The 16,745-nt window shown below is 45.3% G+C and carries 12 protein-coding genes, 1 tRNA gene and 1 pseudogene; 5 read left to right on the top strand and 9 right to left on the bottom strand.

What is annotated here, in order from left to right:
* Positions 1–27: 27 nt before the first annotated feature.
* The gene (locus tag EUBC25_RS04020; RefSeq protein WP_230106930.1) at positions 28–1,698 is read right to left on the bottom strand and encodes an acyl-CoA dehydratase activase; all 1,671 of its coding nucleotides are present in this window, start codon (positions 1,696–1,698) and stop codon (positions 28–30) included.
* The gene (locus tag EUBC25_RS04015) at positions 1,692–2,969 is read right to left on the bottom strand and encodes a 2-hydroxyacyl-CoA dehydratase subunit D (protein ID WP_230106929.1); all 1,278 of its coding nucleotides are present in this window, start codon (positions 2,967–2,969) and stop codon (positions 1,692–1,694) included. Before EUBC25_RS04015 ends, EUBC25_RS04020 begins: the two co-directional genes overlap by 7 nt.
* Before the next feature lie 308 nt (positions 2,970–3,277).
* Between EUBC25_RS04015 and EUBC25_RS04010 the strand changes: the two genes are divergently transcribed.
* The 3 genes from EUBC25_RS04010 to EUBC25_RS04000 all read left to right on the top strand — a co-directional run bounded on the left by EUBC25_RS04010 (position 3,278) and on the right by EUBC25_RS04000 (position 6,067).
* Positions 3,278–4,144 (top strand): prolyl oligopeptidase family serine peptidase, encoded by an 867-nt coding sequence (locus EUBC25_RS04010; RefSeq protein ID WP_230106928.1) that lies wholly within the window; start codon positions 3,278–3,280, stop codon positions 4,142–4,144.
* Between the two features lie 124 nt (positions 4,145–4,268).
* The gene (locus EUBC25_RS04005; RefSeq protein ID WP_230106927.1) at positions 4,269–5,156 is read left to right on the top strand and encodes a LysR family transcriptional regulator; all 888 of its coding nucleotides are present in this window, start codon (positions 4,269–4,271) and stop codon (positions 5,154–5,156) included.
* A 164-nt stretch (positions 5,157–5,320) separates the two neighbouring features.
* Entirely contained in the window at positions 5,321–6,067 is a 747-nt protein-coding gene (locus EUBC25_RS04000) for a carboxymuconolactone decarboxylase family protein (protein WP_230106926.1), read from the top strand.
* A 5-nt stretch (positions 6,068–6,072) separates the two neighbouring features.
* Here the strand turns inward: EUBC25_RS04000 and EUBC25_RS03995 are convergent, their stop codons facing one another.
* The gene (locus EUBC25_RS03995; protein ID WP_230106925.1) at positions 6,073–6,951 is read right to left on the bottom strand and encodes an EamA family transporter; all 879 of its coding nucleotides are present in this window, start codon (positions 6,949–6,951) and stop codon (positions 6,073–6,075) included.
* 281 nt (positions 6,952–7,232) lie between these two features.
* Between EUBC25_RS03995 and EUBC25_RS03990 the strand changes: the two genes are divergently transcribed.
* Positions 7,233–7,820 (top strand): xanthine phosphoribosyltransferase, encoded by a 588-nt coding sequence (locus EUBC25_RS03990; protein ID WP_230106924.1) that lies wholly within the window; start codon positions 7,233–7,235, stop codon positions 7,818–7,820.
* A 1-nt stretch (position 7,821) separates the two neighbouring features.
* Positions 7,822–9,543 (top strand): ABC-ATPase domain-containing protein, encoded by a 1,722-nt coding sequence (locus tag EUBC25_RS03985; RefSeq protein ID WP_230106923.1) that lies wholly within the window; start codon positions 7,822–7,824, stop codon positions 9,541–9,543.
* Between the two features lie 38 nt (positions 9,544–9,581).
* On the opposite strand, the gene EUBC25_RS03980 is transcribed toward EUBC25_RS03985, so the two are convergent.
* The 6 genes and pseudogenes from EUBC25_RS03980 to EUBC25_RS03955 form a co-directional block, all read right to left on the bottom strand.
* Positions 9,582–10,436 carry a pyridoxamine kinase gene (locus EUBC25_RS03980; protein WP_230106922.1) on the bottom strand — a complete coding sequence of 285 codons (855 nt, stop codon included), beginning with the start codon at positions 10,434–10,436 and terminating at the stop codon, positions 9,582–9,584.
* Positions 10,437–10,731: 295 nt separating this feature from the next.
* Positions 10,732–10,805, bottom strand: a tRNA-Arg gene (locus EUBC25_RS03975).
* An 85-nt stretch (positions 10,806–10,890) separates the two neighbouring features.
* The gene (locus EUBC25_RS03970) at positions 10,891–12,678 is read right to left on the bottom strand and encodes an ABC transporter ATP-binding protein (protein WP_230106921.1); all 1,788 of its coding nucleotides are present in this window, start codon (positions 12,676–12,678) and stop codon (positions 10,891–10,893) included.
* On the bottom strand, positions 12,671–14,428 hold the full coding sequence (locus tag EUBC25_RS03965; RefSeq protein ID WP_230106920.1) for an ABC transporter ATP-binding protein: 1,758 nt from the start codon (positions 14,426–14,428) through the stop codon (positions 12,671–12,673). The genes EUBC25_RS03970 and EUBC25_RS03965 overlap by 8 nt, the downstream gene beginning before the upstream one ends.
* Entirely contained in the window at positions 14,425–15,390 is a 966-nt protein-coding gene (locus tag EUBC25_RS03960; RefSeq protein WP_230106919.1) for a ketopantoate reductase family protein, read from the bottom strand. The genes EUBC25_RS03965 and EUBC25_RS03960 overlap by 4 nt, the downstream gene beginning before the upstream one ends.
* A gap of 165 nt (positions 15,391–15,555) precedes the next feature.
* A pseudogene (locus EUBC25_RS03955) lies at positions 15,556–16,581 on the bottom strand (magnesium transporter); the annotation flags it as partial.
* Positions 16,582–16,745 lie beyond the last annotated feature (164 nt).

The raw sequence follows: 16,745 nt of genomic DNA, 5'->3' as shown, positions 1-16,745 counted from the left end.
ATTTTACCCCGTGTATTTTTGTAATTTTTACCTCAATATCTGGTCCAAGGCGTAGAGGGCAGCGCCGGCGGCGCCTACAATTTCAGGCTCCGGACAGATATAAAGCCTGGACTGGATCTTTTCTTCTACTGCTCTGACAACGCCGGGGTTCTTGGCAACGCCGCCTGTCATCATAAATTCTTCTTCCATGCCGACACGCTTCAGGAGGGAATAGGATTTGTTGGCGATAGCATGACAGACACCGTTGGCAATATCTGATTTTTCCTTATTATTGGCGATCAGGGAAATAACCTCGGACTCTGCAAATACAGAGCACATGCTGGTGATTTCAATGTCCTCTGTGGATTTCAGGGCAATTGGTCCAAGTTCGTCTACATCGATTTCCAGTGTCCGGGCGATCATTTCCAGGAAACGACCGGTTCCGGCGGCACACTTGTCATTCATGACAAAGTCGGCAACTTCTCCGGCTTCATTTAAACGAATTGCCTTGCTGTCCTGACCGCCGATATCCAGGATAGTCCTTACCTTTGGATTAAAATAATGAGCGCCCCGCCCGTGACAGCTGATTTCTGTTACATTTTCATCTGCAAAGGGAATGCTCACCCGCCCGTACCCGGTGGATACGATCCAGGAGATATCCTCCCTGCTGCATCCTGCTTTCTGCAGAATTTCATTTAATATTTTCTGCGCGCTCTCACCTGATTTAGCCCCGGTCCGTACAACTGCCGAGGCGACAATTTCCCGGTTTTCATTCATGATTACCGCATTGGTGGAGGTGGAGCCGCTGTCGATTCCCATGACATACATAGTTTCAGTGATATCCTTTCTTTTCGGTGATTTTGAAGGTCCTGTCGGTGTCAGTGATTCCAGGAATGCCTCAATCCTTGTCAGAACCTGTCCGTAGCTTTGTTTGGTGTAGTCGGTTTCCAATTGGAGCATGGGGCGGTTCAGTACGTTTTTCAGCCAGGCATACTCATAGGAATAATTGTCACAGAACTGGACAGTGTGGTAAATGATACCATCTGCGCTTTGTGCATACCGGGAAATAAGCTCGTCTCTACCGGCAGCAGCTTCCATGCGCATACAGGGGAACTGGCTTAACAGCCCTCTTGTATATCCGGTAAGTATCTGGCCCGGTTCCAGAATATATTTTCGCATCAGTCCGGTGCAGGTAAGATCGAAAGCAACATTGGCGCCTTTCTCATTTAAAATGTGCAGGATTGCTTCGTTTGCCCGCGCTCCTGCAATTCCGATATTCTTTTTGCCCGGCTTTAACTGAATGCTCTGGGCTTCCTTGTGTTGTTTCAGGAGCTCGCCGAGAGCCTCTTCCTGAAATGTTTTGCCGGAAAAAGCTTCATAGGCCTGTATCATTTTGCGGATACGGTTTTCATAGAGCGTGATTCCGGCTTCTTTTGTGATGCGTGGCGTATCCAGAATATAGATGAATTTATCCGGAAGCTCGGCTTTCAGCACATCATAGAGCCTTCGGATGCTGTCGCAGCAGGTGGTGAGGATAACACCTTCATAATCATTTGCCAGGACATCCTCCAGAACTCCTTTTGCAAAGCTGCATATATTAGGATGCATTTTCATGTCTGCCTGCGTAAAATTCGTGACAGAAGGTTCGATTCGTTTCATTTCCGTTCCCATAGAAAGAAAGACTTCTATGGGCGCGTATTTACAGATATATCCTAACATGTGGTCTTTTCTCCTGTTCCGATCAATTCTAGAAATGCTTCCAGCCGGGTCTTGATCTGGCCATCGTGGCTGTTTCTTTTGTCAATTCCGTCACCGTCAAGAATGAGCATAGGAATATTCATTTTCTGCATTTTTTCCTTCAGAAGGATACTTCCGCCTGAGGCCTGTTTGCATCCCCAGTGGCAGAAGTGGATGACGGCATCCGGTTTCAGCCGGTCTGCAAGCTGGCCGATCATTTCTGCTTTGTGGGCGTAGGAGCCGTTGTACAGATTCTTAATGATCTTTCCGGCGAGAGCCTCAAAGGGATGTTCGGTATCCAGTTCATCCATGAAATCCAGAATGATATCACTGGCAATGATCTGATAGTCTCTGTTGCTGTTGAAATATTCCTTCAGACTTTCCTGATAAAAAGGAAGGAGATGAATCCACAGGATCTTTTTCCCGGTAAAAGGTTCTCCCTGCTGAATTTCTTCATTCATAAAGCGGATGAGATCAAGAAATTCCTCTGTGCCGATGAGAAGATGCATTCCCATCATCATATAGAGATGGCTGATCAGTTCGCCGGGATAATAATAGTTCTTTTGATATTCGAAAAATTTCTTCAGTTCCCGGCGCGTCTCGTTTTCCGTACGGAGTATTTTTTGCAGTTTTTCCTCTTGGAATGTTTTGCCGGTACGCTCTTCCAGAACTTTGGTAAATGCTCTAAGCTGGTCGGCCAGATAGGCGATGGATTCTTTGTCATCAGAATACGGGACGTCCAGAAAGGTAAAAGGCACATGGGCCTTTTTTTCCAGATAGCGGAAGGTATTTAAATTGCCGTCGCAGGACAGAGAAGTAGTCACAGCATATTCCGGCTTCTTTACAACTTTGCTTTCCACTCCGCCTACAAAAGTTTTGTGATAGGAACATAGAGTGGGGGCAATTCCGATATTCTGTGCATAGTCGATAAAATAGTCTTCCAGATGGTAACCGCTCATATAACAGGAGAGGCATTCAATGGAAAGGGTGTGAAGGCCAAAGCACTGCATCAGCTCGCAGGGAGCAAAAATATTCCCCCATACATAGCTGCCCTCTCGGCTTAAAGAATCAGCTACAAGGCTCATCATCATTGTTTCCAGCTTCTGATAACCTCTTGAAAGATTCCGGTTAGGCAGAAGCTTCATGCGCCATTTATTTGCCCGGAAGCCGAGAAGGATCTTATCCCAGCTTTTCTCCGGGCGGTTGATGGCTTCTTCTTTTACGTGATCAATATATTTATCTACAACATACATATTTCGTTCTCCCCTTTCTGTTGTGTCTAAGAAGTTGTTATCACATTTGACGTATCGGATAACCTTCCCTCTTTTCAGTCTGTTTTAGGGTTTCCGGCGGTTTTTAAGAAACCGCTTTATGTGCGTCTATAATAACCACAATGGGGTTATTATATCACATTTTGCGGGAAAGGAAAGATAGAAAAAGCGGTTGAAACCTTTAGGTATGAACAGCGCAACTAAGACATAGATTCTCCCCCTGGTGTTTTCCGGATATACTGTAAGTTAGAAAAAGCAGATAGAAATAGCAGAAAGGCAGGGATAGGATTATGAAGAAAATGAAACTTGGTATTCTGCTGGTCGCTCTTGCGGCAGCGTTAAGCGGATGCAGCGATGCAGGGACTGAAAATAAAGAAGATCAGGAGCAAATGCCGGAGACAGAGACAGTACAGGATGAGGAGATCGGGGGACAGGACTCTGTGACAGAGGGGACACAGGAATACCGCGGATTTATTCTGGATAATGTTCTTCATTCAGAAAGCGAAGGGGATATCCATTACAATCTGTATGTTCCGGACAGTTATGACGGAAGCAGGCCCTATGGGCTGTTTCTTACCCTGCCGGGATATGAGGGTCTGTATTTTCAGGGAGTAGGTCAAAATCTGTACAGTGAAGAGTTTGGATTTGAGGCGCAAAAGTATGTGCAGGATATGATCGTCGTAGCGCCGCAGCTCTCTGGCTGGGATGAGACATCGGCAGACCAGACCATTGCTCTTACAGAGTATTTCCTTGCAAACTATAATATCGATGAGTCAAAAGTGTACGGGGAGGGATACTCGGGAGGAGGCGAGACGATGTCCCTTGTGATGGGGAAACGTCCGGAATTATTTACGGCTTATCTTCAGTGCAGCTCCCAGTGGGACGGAGACTATGCTCCCGTGATAAAAAATAAAACGCCAGTATATTTTGTGATTGGAGAAGATGATGAGTATTATGGATCTGAACCGACCCGCGAAGCCTATGAGACGCTGCATGATATGTATATGGAAGAAGGACTGACAGAAGAAGAGATAAATGAACTGTTGGTTTTGGATATAAAAGATGCCGATTATTTTGCAGGGTTATCATATCAGCATGGAGGAGGAAATCTTTTTGCGGCAGATGAAGAGATTATGGGGTGGCTTTTCAGTAAGTAATGTTGACAGATTCCAGCCGGCGGCATTATAGTTTTACTATGGCAGCCGGAAGGAAAAGGACAGGAGTTTTACACAGAACCGGCTCTAAGACAGATGGCAGACATATAAGAGAGGAGACGGGTCTATGTATAATTTGCAGCTTGAAACATTTATCGTTGTAGCGGATTTAGGAAGCTTTAATAAGGCGGCGGAAGCTCTGTATATTACTCCGCCGGCAGTTACGAAACAGATCAATCTCCTGGAAAAGGATCTGGAAGTTCAGCTGTTTGTAAGGACACACAGAGGACTGATTCTGACAGAAGCCGGGAAATCTTTGTACAAAGATGCGAAATATATCATTCAGTACTGCAAAGACTCTGTGGAGCGGGCAAAGAGAGCTATGGAAGAAAAAGATAATGTGATCCGTATCGGCACATCTCCAATGACGCCGGCCGCCCCGGTAATACAGATGTGGGCGAAAGTCCGTAAAGATTATCCTGATATCAGACTGCAGATGATCCCTTATATGAACAGTCAGGAGAGTGCACGGGAAATTTTAAAAAATCTGGGAACGAATATAGATATCGTGGGAGGCATTTTTGATGAGACAATGCTGAAGCTTAGGCAATGTCAGGGAATGGAAATTTCGAGACAGAGGATCTGCTGTGCAGTATCACTTAATCATCGCCTTGCCTCAAAAGAAACGCTGACCTTTCAGGATCTGTACGGAGAGAATTTTCTTATGATGCACCGGGGCTGGAGCAACTATGTAGATGAGCTTCGGGATGATATCTGGAAAAATCATCCCCAGATCCGAGTGGTTGACTTTGATATCTACAGTATGGAGATTTTTAATCGGTGTGAGAACAGTAATGAAATTTTGATGGCTGTTGAAAATTGGAAAGACGCTCACCCTCTGTTGAAAATTATTCCTGTGGAATGGAAATATACGATCCCATACGGCATTCTGTATTCTACAGAACCGTCGGAGCTTGTAAAAAGATTTCTCAAAGCGGTGAAAAAAGCAGAGTAGATCATCAGAACTATGCCAGGAGAGCATGATATTGTATTCAGACAAAGTATTAGACTTTTTTTGCTGCAGTATTAACATATAAGTGTAAGGTCTGACAGCAGCGGTGTATGAGCAGTATATACCGACGCTGACATTCACATAAAGCAGAATAGGAGGAATCAGAAATGACCGAGAAGGCAAAAAGTTATTGTGAAAAATTTTTTGGAGCAAAAGGGTTGGGACTGGCGGAAACAGATCCGGAATTTTCGGATTTTTTCCAGAACTTTGCGTTTGATGAGGTGGTAAACAATGATGACCTTGATGACCGTACACGTATGATGGCGGTTCTTGCAGCTCTGATTGGGTGTCAGGGACTCGATACGTTCGAAATTGTGCTGCCGGCAGCTCTGAATGCCGGTGTGACTCCGGTTGAGATAAAGGAAATTGTCTATCAGGCTGTGGCTTATCTGGGGATCGGGCGCGTCCTTCCGTTTATCAATAAGACCAATGAAATATTCGAAGAGAGGGGAATTGAGCTTCCGCTTCCGGGGCAGGCTACTACAGGCAGAGAAGACCGCCTGGAGAAGGGCGAACAGACACAGGTGGATATTTTCGGAGACGGTATGAAGGGATTTGCAAATTCAGGACCGGAAGAATCCAGACACATCAATCGGTGGCTGTCGGATAACTGTTTTGGAGATTATTATACAAGGACAGGACTGGACAACAGGCAGCGGGAAATGATCACATTTTGTTTCCTTCTGGCACAGGGCGGCTGTGAGCCGCAGCTTACCAGCCATGCGGCAGGAAATATGATGGTGGGAAATGATAAAGGATTTCTGATTCAGATCATTTCACAGTGTCTCCCGTATCTTGGTTATCCAAGGAGCCTCAATGGACTCCGCTGTGTCAATGAAGCAGCTAAAAACTAAACTTATCAGGCTGAGAGTGTTGGGACTATCATCAAAAAAGTACCCAACACGATCAGCAAAAGGCCCGGGCCGGACTTCTTTGACAGTTTTTCTTTGAACACGATATAAGAAAAGGCAATGGTTACCAATATGCTTAATTTATCAATCGGAACGACAACACTTGCAGGTCCGTCCTGCAACGCCCGATAATAGCAGAGCCACGCGCCGCCGGTAGCGATTCCGGATAAGCATATAAATAATAGTTCCCGTTTTGGGATTTTATGAAGTTTATCAGATTTTCCTGTAACAAAGACAATGATCCAGGCCATGATAAGAACGACTGCGGTACGGATTGCCGTGCCTAAATTTGATTCTACATTTTCTATTCCGATCTTTCCCAGGATCGAAGTCAAACTGGCAAATACAGCAGACAGAACAGCATAAACCAGCCATCCTTTTCCGCTGATATGTTCTTCTGCAGCAACATCTCTTTTTTCAATCATTAACATTGTCCCAACTGCGATCAATATGACCGCTGTGCCGCTTAGCCATGTGAAACCTTCGTGGAAAAAGACAAATGCAAGCAGCATAGTCAGGATCGTACTTGATTTATCAATAGGAACTACTTTGTTGACATTTCCGATCTGTAATGCCCTGAAATAGCAGAGCCAGGAGGCGCCTGTAGATAAACCGGAAAGGATTAAAAAGATCCATGTCTTTACGGACAAATTTGTTATAGTATCCTGTGAGCCGACAATAAAAACCATGATCCATGAAAAAATTAAGACGATAATCGTCCTCACTGCGGTTGCTGCAGTTGAATCTGTTTTTTGAATCCCGCATTTTGCAAGAATAGCAGTTAATCCTGAAAAGAAGGCGGAACCAAAGGCAAATAAAATCCACATACAAAATACACACCTCTTTTTTGTGTTTTTGCCTTTCTGACGGCATATATATCTATTTGGATGATACAGCGTCTGTTTTTATGTGTCAACGGATTTGGGTAGCGTCGGTGTACAAGGGGTATTGCCCCTTGTACACCGACGCTACCCTTTTATCTGCATGAAAAAGGAGGGAAGTGTTAATCTGTCGGGAATGGGAAATTGCCGAAAAAACAGATTGTCAAGCATGATATTTTCTCCTATAATAGTGTTTAAAACCAAAAAGATGCAAAAGAGGAATGATGATGAATTTTTTAGAGGAACGTATAGTAAAAGATGGAATTATCAAAGAAGGGAATGTGTTGAAGGTAGACAGCTTTTTGAATCATCAGATGGACATTCAGCTGTTTGATCAGATTGGAGCAGAGTTTAAAAGAAGATTTGCACAAAAACCAATCAATAAAATCCTGACGATCGAGGCTTCCGGTATAGGGATTGCCTGTGTGGCAGCCCAGCATTTTCAGGTGCCTGTCGTATTTGCAAAGAAAACCCAGAGTATTAATCTGGAAGGAGAAATGTATGTAGCGGAAGTAGAGTCCTTTACTCACAAGTGTAAAAATCAGGTGATCGTATCACAGAAATTTTTAAATGAAGAGGACCATGTTCTGATCATAGATGATTTCCTTGCCAACGGATGTGCGCTTCAGGGACTGATCCAGATTGTACAGATGGCCGGAGCTACAGTGGAAGGAATCGGCATTGTCATAGAAAAAGGATTCCAGGCAGGGGGAAGCATTATCCGGAATCTCGGATATCAGCTGGAGTCACTGGCGATTGTAGATGCAATGGATGAAAAAACAGGAACCATCCAATTCAGAGAGCAGGGAGTGTAGTATGAATACATCGGTACAGTTAGAGCAGCAGCTTATGAATATACATCGGAAAAGTTATCCGGCATATAAAAGTCTTGCAGGAAGCTGGCAGTTTCCGGGGTACATCCTCCACATCGACCATGTCCAGGGAGACCCTTTTGCCGGTCCTTCCAAACTGAGTGTGGAGATCGCTTCAAAGACAGCAGGCTTTCCGGAAGAGCTGTACAACAGAAAAGATAAAAGAATTGCTCTTCAGGATTATCTGACGAGAGAATTTGGACGGCAGATTTCTGCCTATATGTTTCAGGCTAAAGGATCCGGAAAGAGCGGTCTGATCAGTATCAGCAGATGTGGGCAGCAGGTGCTGGAGCGCACGGCGCTTGAAATGAATGAAAGACGGATCCTGGTGCGCTTTGAGGTAGGCTTCCCTGCCAACGGAAGAACCATCAATGCACCGGAGCTGAAGAAGATTTTATTTGATTACATTCCGCAGTGTGTGAAAAAAGCGCTGTATTATAAAAGTCTGAACAGTCAGACTGTTCGGAAGGTGACAGAGCTGGCGCAGGATCAGACTTACATCCGGGAAGAGTTGAAAAAAAGGAATCTTGCAGCGTTTGTGGCAAATGGTTCCATTCTTCCAAGGGAAAGCGGCGTTTCTGACAAACCTATGAAAAAGGCAGTTGTATTTGAAAGCCCAAAAAGTATGGAGATAGAACTGGACCTTCCCTACAGAGGGAAAGTACGCGGCATGGGTATCCCAAGAGGGATCACGCTGATCGTGGGCGGCGGCTACCATGGAAAATCTACGCTCTTAAAGGCGCTGGAGTTAGGTGTGTATAATCACATTGCCGGCGACGGAAGAGAGTATGTTATTACGGATGATACGGCAATGAAAATCCGTGCGGAGGATGGAAGAGCAGTCTCTCATGTGAATATTTCACCTTTTATCAATCACCTTCCAAACGGGAAAGATACGGTAGACTTCTCGACAGAAGACGCCAGCGGTTCCACCTCGCAGGCTGCAAATGCAGTAGAGGCAGTGGAAGCGGGAGCAGGAGCGCTTCTTATTGATGAAGATACTTCTGCTACGAATTTCATGGTGAGAGATGCGCTGATGCAGTCTGTGATCGCCAGAGAGCAGGAGCCGATCACCCCATTTATTGAGCAGGCAAGAAAGCTCTATGAAGAAAAAGGAATCTCTGTCATTCTGGTGGCCGGAAGTTCGGGGGCTTATTTTTACATTGCTGATAAGATCATTCAGATGGATACCTATCGGGCCAAGGATATTACAGAACAGGTTCGTACAATCTGCAGCCAAAATGCCAAAGAGCAAAGTTTTATGGAAATGCACCGCAAAGAAACGGAAAATACTTTGAAATGGGAAAAAATGTCCAGACATCCAAGGATTGGAAAAATTGAGAAAAAGCACGGACAGATTAAGATAAAACAGTTTGGGAAAGACAGCTTTTCCCTTGGAAAAGATACAGTAGAGCTGAAATATGTGGAGCAGATCACAGACGGCGAGCAGACAGCGGCCCTAAGTTATGCTCTGAAAAATGTGATAGATAAAATGGAAACAGGAAATAAGAAAAGCCTGGAAGAGCTGGCAGAAGAACTTTGGAGTGAGATGGAAAAGAAGGGCCTGGTAAGTCTGGTGAAAGGTTCTTATGTTCCTGTATCGCTTGCCATGGCAAGGAAGCAGGAGCTGTATGCCTGCTTAAATCGATATAGAGGATTTCATTAGTTCAAAAAGGGACAGAGTTTTTACTCTGTCTCTTTGTTCTAAGAAGATGCAAGCATAGACAGGTATTTTTCATAATTGACACCGTCGTTGCGAGGCACCTGTTCTTTGATGGAATCAGCAATGGCCAAGCTGATAAATTCGCCAGCCAGCTCTGCTGCCGTTTCCGGTGTATCTCCTCTGGCAATGCCGGCGGCAATGCAGGAGGCAAACAGATCGCCTGTGCCGGAATAGCTTCCTCCGATATACGGAAAGGGGATCAGCTTCTGATCCTTTTCGGACAGAAAGAGGTTTCCCATCTGATCAACACCGTCTTCATCTGTATAACGGATCCCTGTGACAAGAACCTGGTGGAGACGTTCCTGAAAAAGCGATCTGCCAAGTTCAGCAACCACCTCCATGAGGAGAAAAGGTGTCCCGATCTGTGAAAGCTCTTCATAATCCGCTCCGGTGAGCAGACAAAGCTCAGTCAGATTGGGAGTGATAATATCTGCCCTGAAACAGAGCTCCTTCATTTTTTCAAGAAGCCGGGGCGTAAAAAGGGAGTGAGGCTTTCCGTCGCCGCCCAGCACGGGATCTACCAGGAGAAAAGTATGTTCTTTCAGAAAGCTTTCAAGAAACATATATATCTGATTCACCTGCCGCTCATCGGCGAGAAAGCCAGTATAGATACCGTCAAAAGCTACGCCCATCTTTTCCCATTCCGCCCGTATCAGAGGCATTTTATCTGTATAACTGTCACAATAATAATTGTCATATCCGGTCTGTGCGCTTAAGATTGCAGTCGGAAGCGGACAGGGCTGTACTCCCATAGCGGAGATAACTGAAATAGCCGCGGTGAGGGAACAACGTCCAAACCCTGATAGATCGTTGATTACAGCAATTTTTTTTGTCAATCGATTTCACCGTCCTTTATCAATATATAACAGAATTTATTATACTGCCTTAGCCTGCATTTTGGTAGCGTTTTTTCGCACAAAAAAAGGTCAGAGCGGGGAACTCTGACCGGAGGGGGAAATTATGAAAAAGAAAATTTATATTGTCAAAGGTTTTATCCTTTGAACAATTATAATATACCGCGTATTTGTGTTTAAAATGTGAATGTAATATTAAATATATGTGAAAAAAGGGAAAGCATTTTGTGAATGTTAAAAAGAAAAAAGCACTGTAGTTTCTACAGTGCTTTAGGCGCGTGGGCGAGAGGATTCGAACCCCCGACCTTTTGGTCCGTAGCCAAACGCTCTATCCAGCTGAGCTACGCCCACATCTTTGCTGTAATCTCTCACAGCAAAAATAATTATATTATAAGATTACAGTAATGTCAACCGTTAATTTTGAAAAAATCTTTCTTTACGTATCTGCCGCAAACTGGCTGTTGTAGAGCTTCGCGTAGAAGCCGCCCTTTTCAAGAAGCTCCTGGTGAGTGCCCTGCTCCACAATATGTCCCTGATCCATGACGAGGATCACATCTGAGCTTTGGATGGTAGAGAGGCGGTGAGCTACAATGAAGCTGGTGCGCCCTTTCATCAAAGTTTCAAAAGCGCGCTGGATCCGGATTTCTGTCATCGTATCGATGGAAGAAGTCGCCTCATCTAAGATCAGCATTGGCGGCAGACAGAGCATGATACGCGCAATGCAAAGCAGCTGCTTCTGCCCCTGAGAAAGATTTTCTCCTCCTTCGCTGATGACCGTATCATATCCTTCCGGCATACGCATGATAAAGCTGTGGGCATGTGCCTTTTTGGCAGCGGCAATGATTTCTTCCATGGAGGCGTCAGGCTTTCCGTAGGCAATGTTGTCCCGGATGGAAGCGGATTTCAGCCACGTTTCCTGAAGCACCATTCCATAACTTGTCCGAAGGGAATGGCGGGTGAGCCGGCGGATATCATGCCCGTCTACCTCGATGGATCCCGACTGCACATCATAGAAGCGCATCAGAAGATTGATGACAGTTGTCTTTCCGCATCCGGTAGGTCCTACGATCGCAATACGCTGACCGGGACGCACGGAAAGGTTCAGGTCCCGTATCAGAGGTTTTTCAGGTACGTAGGAGAAATCCACGTGACTGATTTTAATCTCACCTTTAGGATCATGAAGTGCGGCAGCGTCTTCCGGTTCTTTCGGCGCATCCGGCTCGTCTATCAGCTCAAAGACACGACCGGCTGAGGCGAGAGAATTTTGAAATTCTGTCATAACGCTTGTGATGTCATTAAAGGGTTTTGTGTACTGGTTTGTGTAACTTAAAAAGCTGGACAGCTGTCCAACAGTCAGCATGCCGTGAATCGTTCCGAAACATCCGGCAATGGTGACGCCCGCATAGATGCAGGAGTACATAAACCGGGTGGCCGGATTGGTAATAGAGGAGAAGAAAGTGGCTTTCAGCGAATAGCCGGAAAGCCGTTCATTGATCTCATCAAATGTTTTCTGTGCCTCATCCTGGTGGCCGAAAGCCTGGACAACCTTGATCCCGCCCAGCATTTCATTGGTAAATCCGGTCAGCTCTCCGCGGGTCTGGGACTGTTTTTGGAACATGGCAAAAGATTTCCTAGATATGAAATTTGCCAGCAGGAAGGACAGGGGGCTTAGAACGATCACCACAAGCGCAATGAAAGGATTGATGGCAAGCATAAAGCAGATGGTTCCCGCAATGGTTGCAACCCCTGTAAAAAGCTGGGTAAATCCAAGCAAAAGACCGTCAGAAAACTGATCGATATCTGTAATAATACGGCTGATCAGATCTCCGGAAGAATGGCGGTCCACATAGGAAAGAGGCAGTTTTTGCAGCTTTTCAAATGCCTGCACGCGCAGGTCTTTTACAATATGATAGGTAATTTTGTTGTTGATGTGATTCATGATCCACTGACCGGCGCTGGTAAGGATAACGGAAATCATGATAGAAGAAATGACGGCCAGGAGGGCGTCAAAATCCACAGCTCCTTTTCCGGCAATGGCGTCCACGCCCCGCCCCGTAAGAATGGGGACATAGAGAGTCAAAGCAACGGTAAAAGCGGAAAGGAGCAAAGACAGGATAACATATCCCAGGTAAGGGCGGATATGGCGGAGGATCCGCTTCAGCGTCTGTCTGTTTTTCGATTTTTGGTCCGGAGCGTTGTCCGTAGATGAAATTTTTTCAGACATTGGCAACTGCCTCCTTTCCGGAAAGCTGTGAAGCACAGATTTCCTGATAAATTTCATTGGAATCCAAAAGTTCCCGATGTGTGCCGCATCCGGCGATCCGGCCGTCATCCATAACCAGAATGCGGTCCGCATTTTTAACAGCAGATACTCGCTGGGAAATAATAAATACAGTGGTATTTCCGGTATTTTCCCGGATTGCTTTCCGAAGCCTTGCATCTGTGGCAAAATCAAGAGCGGAAGCGCTGTCGTCCAGAATAAGGATTGAAGGAGCTCCCACCAGTGCCCGGGCGATGGTAAGGCGCTGCTTCTGACCGCCGGATAAGTTGCTCCCCTGCTGCTGGATCATAAGATCCAGTCCTTCCTTTTTGGCATCCACAAACTCCCGGGCCTGGGCGATGGTAAGAGCCTGATAGATTTCTGTATCGGAGGCATCTTTTTTTCCCCACTGCATGTTTTCTCTTAAGGAGCCGGAGAATACGGCAGCCTTCTGGGGAACAATTCCGATATGTTTTCGGATGGAGGCCGGGGCGAAGGAGCGGATGTCTTGTCCAAAAAGGCGGATCGTCCCTTCGGAACATTCATAAAATCGCGGGATCAGACTGGCAAGTGTGGACTTGCCGGAACCTGTTCCGCCGATAATGCCGATGGTTTCCCCGGGCATGGCCTGGAAACTTAGATCTTTCAAAGCTGCACTTTTCGATCCGGCATAGGAGAAGCTCACATGTTCAAATTCTACAGCAGCGCAGTTTGCCCCAGCACAATTTACCCCGGGGTCGGGTGCGAAAACTTCTCCTTCTTTTGGAATGGAGGTCTGTACGTCAAACAGGGCGTTTACACGGCCAAGACTTGCCAGAGATCTGGACAAAAGAATGATCAGATTAGCAAGCTTAATGAGTTCGGTTAAGATTTGTGACATATAGTTGATGAGGGCAATAACCTGTCCCTGGGTAAGGCTTCCTTCGTTTACCTGTATGCCTCCAAAGTAAAGGACAGCAATAATCCCCAAATTAATAATGACATAAGTAAGAGGATTTAAAAGCGCTGATATTTTCCCTACAAAGATCTGTTTTCCGTACAGCTGGTCTGTCTCCTGGCGGAAATGTTCCATTTCTTCTTTTTGTCTGCCGAATGCGCGGACTACCCGGATGCCAAGGAGATTTTCTCTGGTGGACAAAAGAACCCGGTCCAGCTGTTTCTGCACCGCTTTATAAAGGGGCATGCTTGCCAGCAAAATAATAAATACAACGATCAAAAGAGCCGGAATGGTAACAGCGAAAGGACGGGCCGCTTTTACGTCTACTGTAAACGCCATCACCATTGCTCCCAGTACTACAAAAGGAGAGCGCAGAAAAAGCCGGAGAAACATGTTGACGCCGTTTTGCACCTGATTGACATCACCTGTCATCCTGTTGATCAAGGTAGAAGTGCCGATGGCGTCAATTTCCTGGTAGGACAAGGTATTAATATGAGCGAAAAGGTCACTGCGCATAGCCATTCCGGCGCTGATAGCGGATTTGGCAGCAAAATACTGGGCTGTCAGGGAAAAGGAGAACCCGATGATTCCAAGGAGGATCAAAAGACCGCCCATTTTCCACAGATATGCCCCATTATTTCCGGCAATTCCTACGTCAATCATCTGTGCCACAACAAGAGGGACGAACAATTCAAATGTAGCTTCCAGCATTTTGAAAAGAGGTGCCAGTATTGTGATCACAGGATGTTTTTTCAGATAATCCAGCAGCCGTTTCATTTTGTTCCCGCCTTTCCATCTTTATGGCAGATTTCACCCAGCTGTCCGTACATGCGCTCGGATACCGGAGCCGGGATCTGAAGCCGTTTTGATTCTTTTACAATATAGCCGCTGAAGGTTTCAAGCTCTGTCTGGCGGCCTGCATTTACATCTCTTTGCAGAGAGCTGGTGGCATTATCAGCCAGTTCATAATAGAAGCGGTGAAGGATCGCATCCCGGTGTTTGGGTTCTACATGTATTCCCTTTGCAAGAGCCACCTGGTAGGCTTCCTCTACCAGAGCTTCATATTCGGCCGCTTTTTTCGGATCGGATCTGAGCTGTCCGATGGTATTGTCATAGAGGGCCGTTTCTACATTGTAAGCGCAGTTCAGGATATATTTTTTCCAGATTTCAGCCTGGATATCCCGATCAGCTTCGCAGTCAATGCCGGCGCCGTTTAAAAGCCTGGAAACGGAAAGGATGATCTCCCACTGTGCTTCAGAGGCATTTTGAATCCCCACATGGAGATTGGCAAACTGATCCTGCTGAGTGACGGAGAAATCCGCATTGGCAAATGCGACAATGTAAATGAGAGAATCGATCACCGTTCCATGAGATAAATATCCTCTGACCCTGTCTGCCGGGTCAGCCCCGTTCATTACGGGGACAATGACTGTGTGATCGCCGACGCAGTTTTTCATGGAAAGACAGGCGTCCTGCAGGGAATAATTTTTGACACAGATAAAAATGTAATCCTGTATCTCCAGATCTTCAGCAGACTCCACTGTTTTTTCCGGATGAACGATACGCTCTCCACGGTAATCACTGTGGAGGATTAGACCATGTTCATCAATGGCCTTCTTCCGTGCGCCTCTGGCAACAAAGGAGACATGGGGATAGGTATCGGCAAGCAGAGCGCCTATGTAGCCGCCCACTCCGCCAAGACCGACCACGGCAATTTTTTTATTCTCGAATAAACTCATATAGATTCCTTCTTTCTCCAGATTTTCCGGACAAGAGGCTTCTATATATGATATAGACCCTTCGTCCGGAGATTTATATGACAAAATTATAGCATACTGACAAATGATGGCAACCGGAAAATCATATCTGTATCGGCTCTTTCCTGCTTTCAAAGCCTGAAACATTTATATGAAATGTCTCCATTGAATCAGGAAGAGCCATGACAGTCCATAATAAGTGACGACGGCTACCAGATCATTGACGGTTGTAATGAGCGGGCCTGACGCTATTGCAGGATCCACTTTGATTTTATGAAAAAACAGCGGAATCAGCGTTCCGACCAGGCTTGATATGGCCATAGACACCAATAATGCCGTACCGACACATCCGGATATCATCAATGCATGAAAAAAGCGGTAATTTTTAAAGAAATAAATATATATTCCAAGGAAAAATAAAGACAGAAATCCAAGCAGGATACCATTCCCCAATCCGATTTTTAATTCCTTTATAACAAGGGAAAGCTTATCCTTTCCGTCCATTTCCTCATCCATAAGAACCCTTATCGTTACTGCCAGAGACTGTGTTCCCACATTCCCGGCCATATCTAAAATTAATGATTGGAAACAAATAATAATGGGCAGTACCGCAACAATATTTTCAAAAACTCCGACCACTGTAGAAACGCCCATACCCAAAAACAATAGGATAATGAGCCATGGAAGGCGCTTTTTCATACTTTCTTTTGTTGTCTCTTTTAAATCTTCTTCTTTCGTTAAGCCGCCAAGTTTTGCATAGTCGTCGCCCATTTCATCATCTATAACTTCGAGCATATCCCGAGATGTTAAGATGCCGAGTATTTTTCCTTCACTGGTTAATACGGGAAGAGAATCTTGTCCATAATCTTTGATCTTTTCTATATTCTCCGATATATTTTCATGATCGAGAAGATAAGGGTAGGATCGGGTGATAATGTTGTCCAGAGAATCGTATTTTCTGGCAGCAATCAGATCTTTCAGATCAATCGCACCATAAAATCGGTCGTTTTGATCGACTACATAGATGGTTGAAATATTATCATGCTTCCCTGCCTCTTTGATCAGTTCCCGCATTGCCTGGCGGACAGACAATTCCCGGGATATTTTAATATAATTTGTTGTAATCAGGCTGCCGATTTCTTCGATGTTGTAAGAATTGATTGAGCGAATGTCCGTTAAGATATTTTTTCTTTTCAAATTAAGCCTCCTATCTCCCAAAAAAGGGCATAAAAAATCCATCACAGCTAAATGCTGCACAAACACATATGGTTGTGAGATTCTCTGACGATGGAAAAGGCTTAAATATATTACAAAAGGGCATAAATACAGACACTTGA

The sequence above is a fragment of the Claveliimonas bilis genome (assembly GCF_020892095.1).
Taxonomy (GTDB): domain Bacteria; phylum Bacillota; class Clostridia; order Lachnospirales; family Lachnospiraceae; genus Claveliimonas; species Claveliimonas bilis.
The sequence above is the reverse complement of the archived record's forward strand: the minus strand, read 5'-3'. Positions and strand labels throughout refer to the sequence as shown.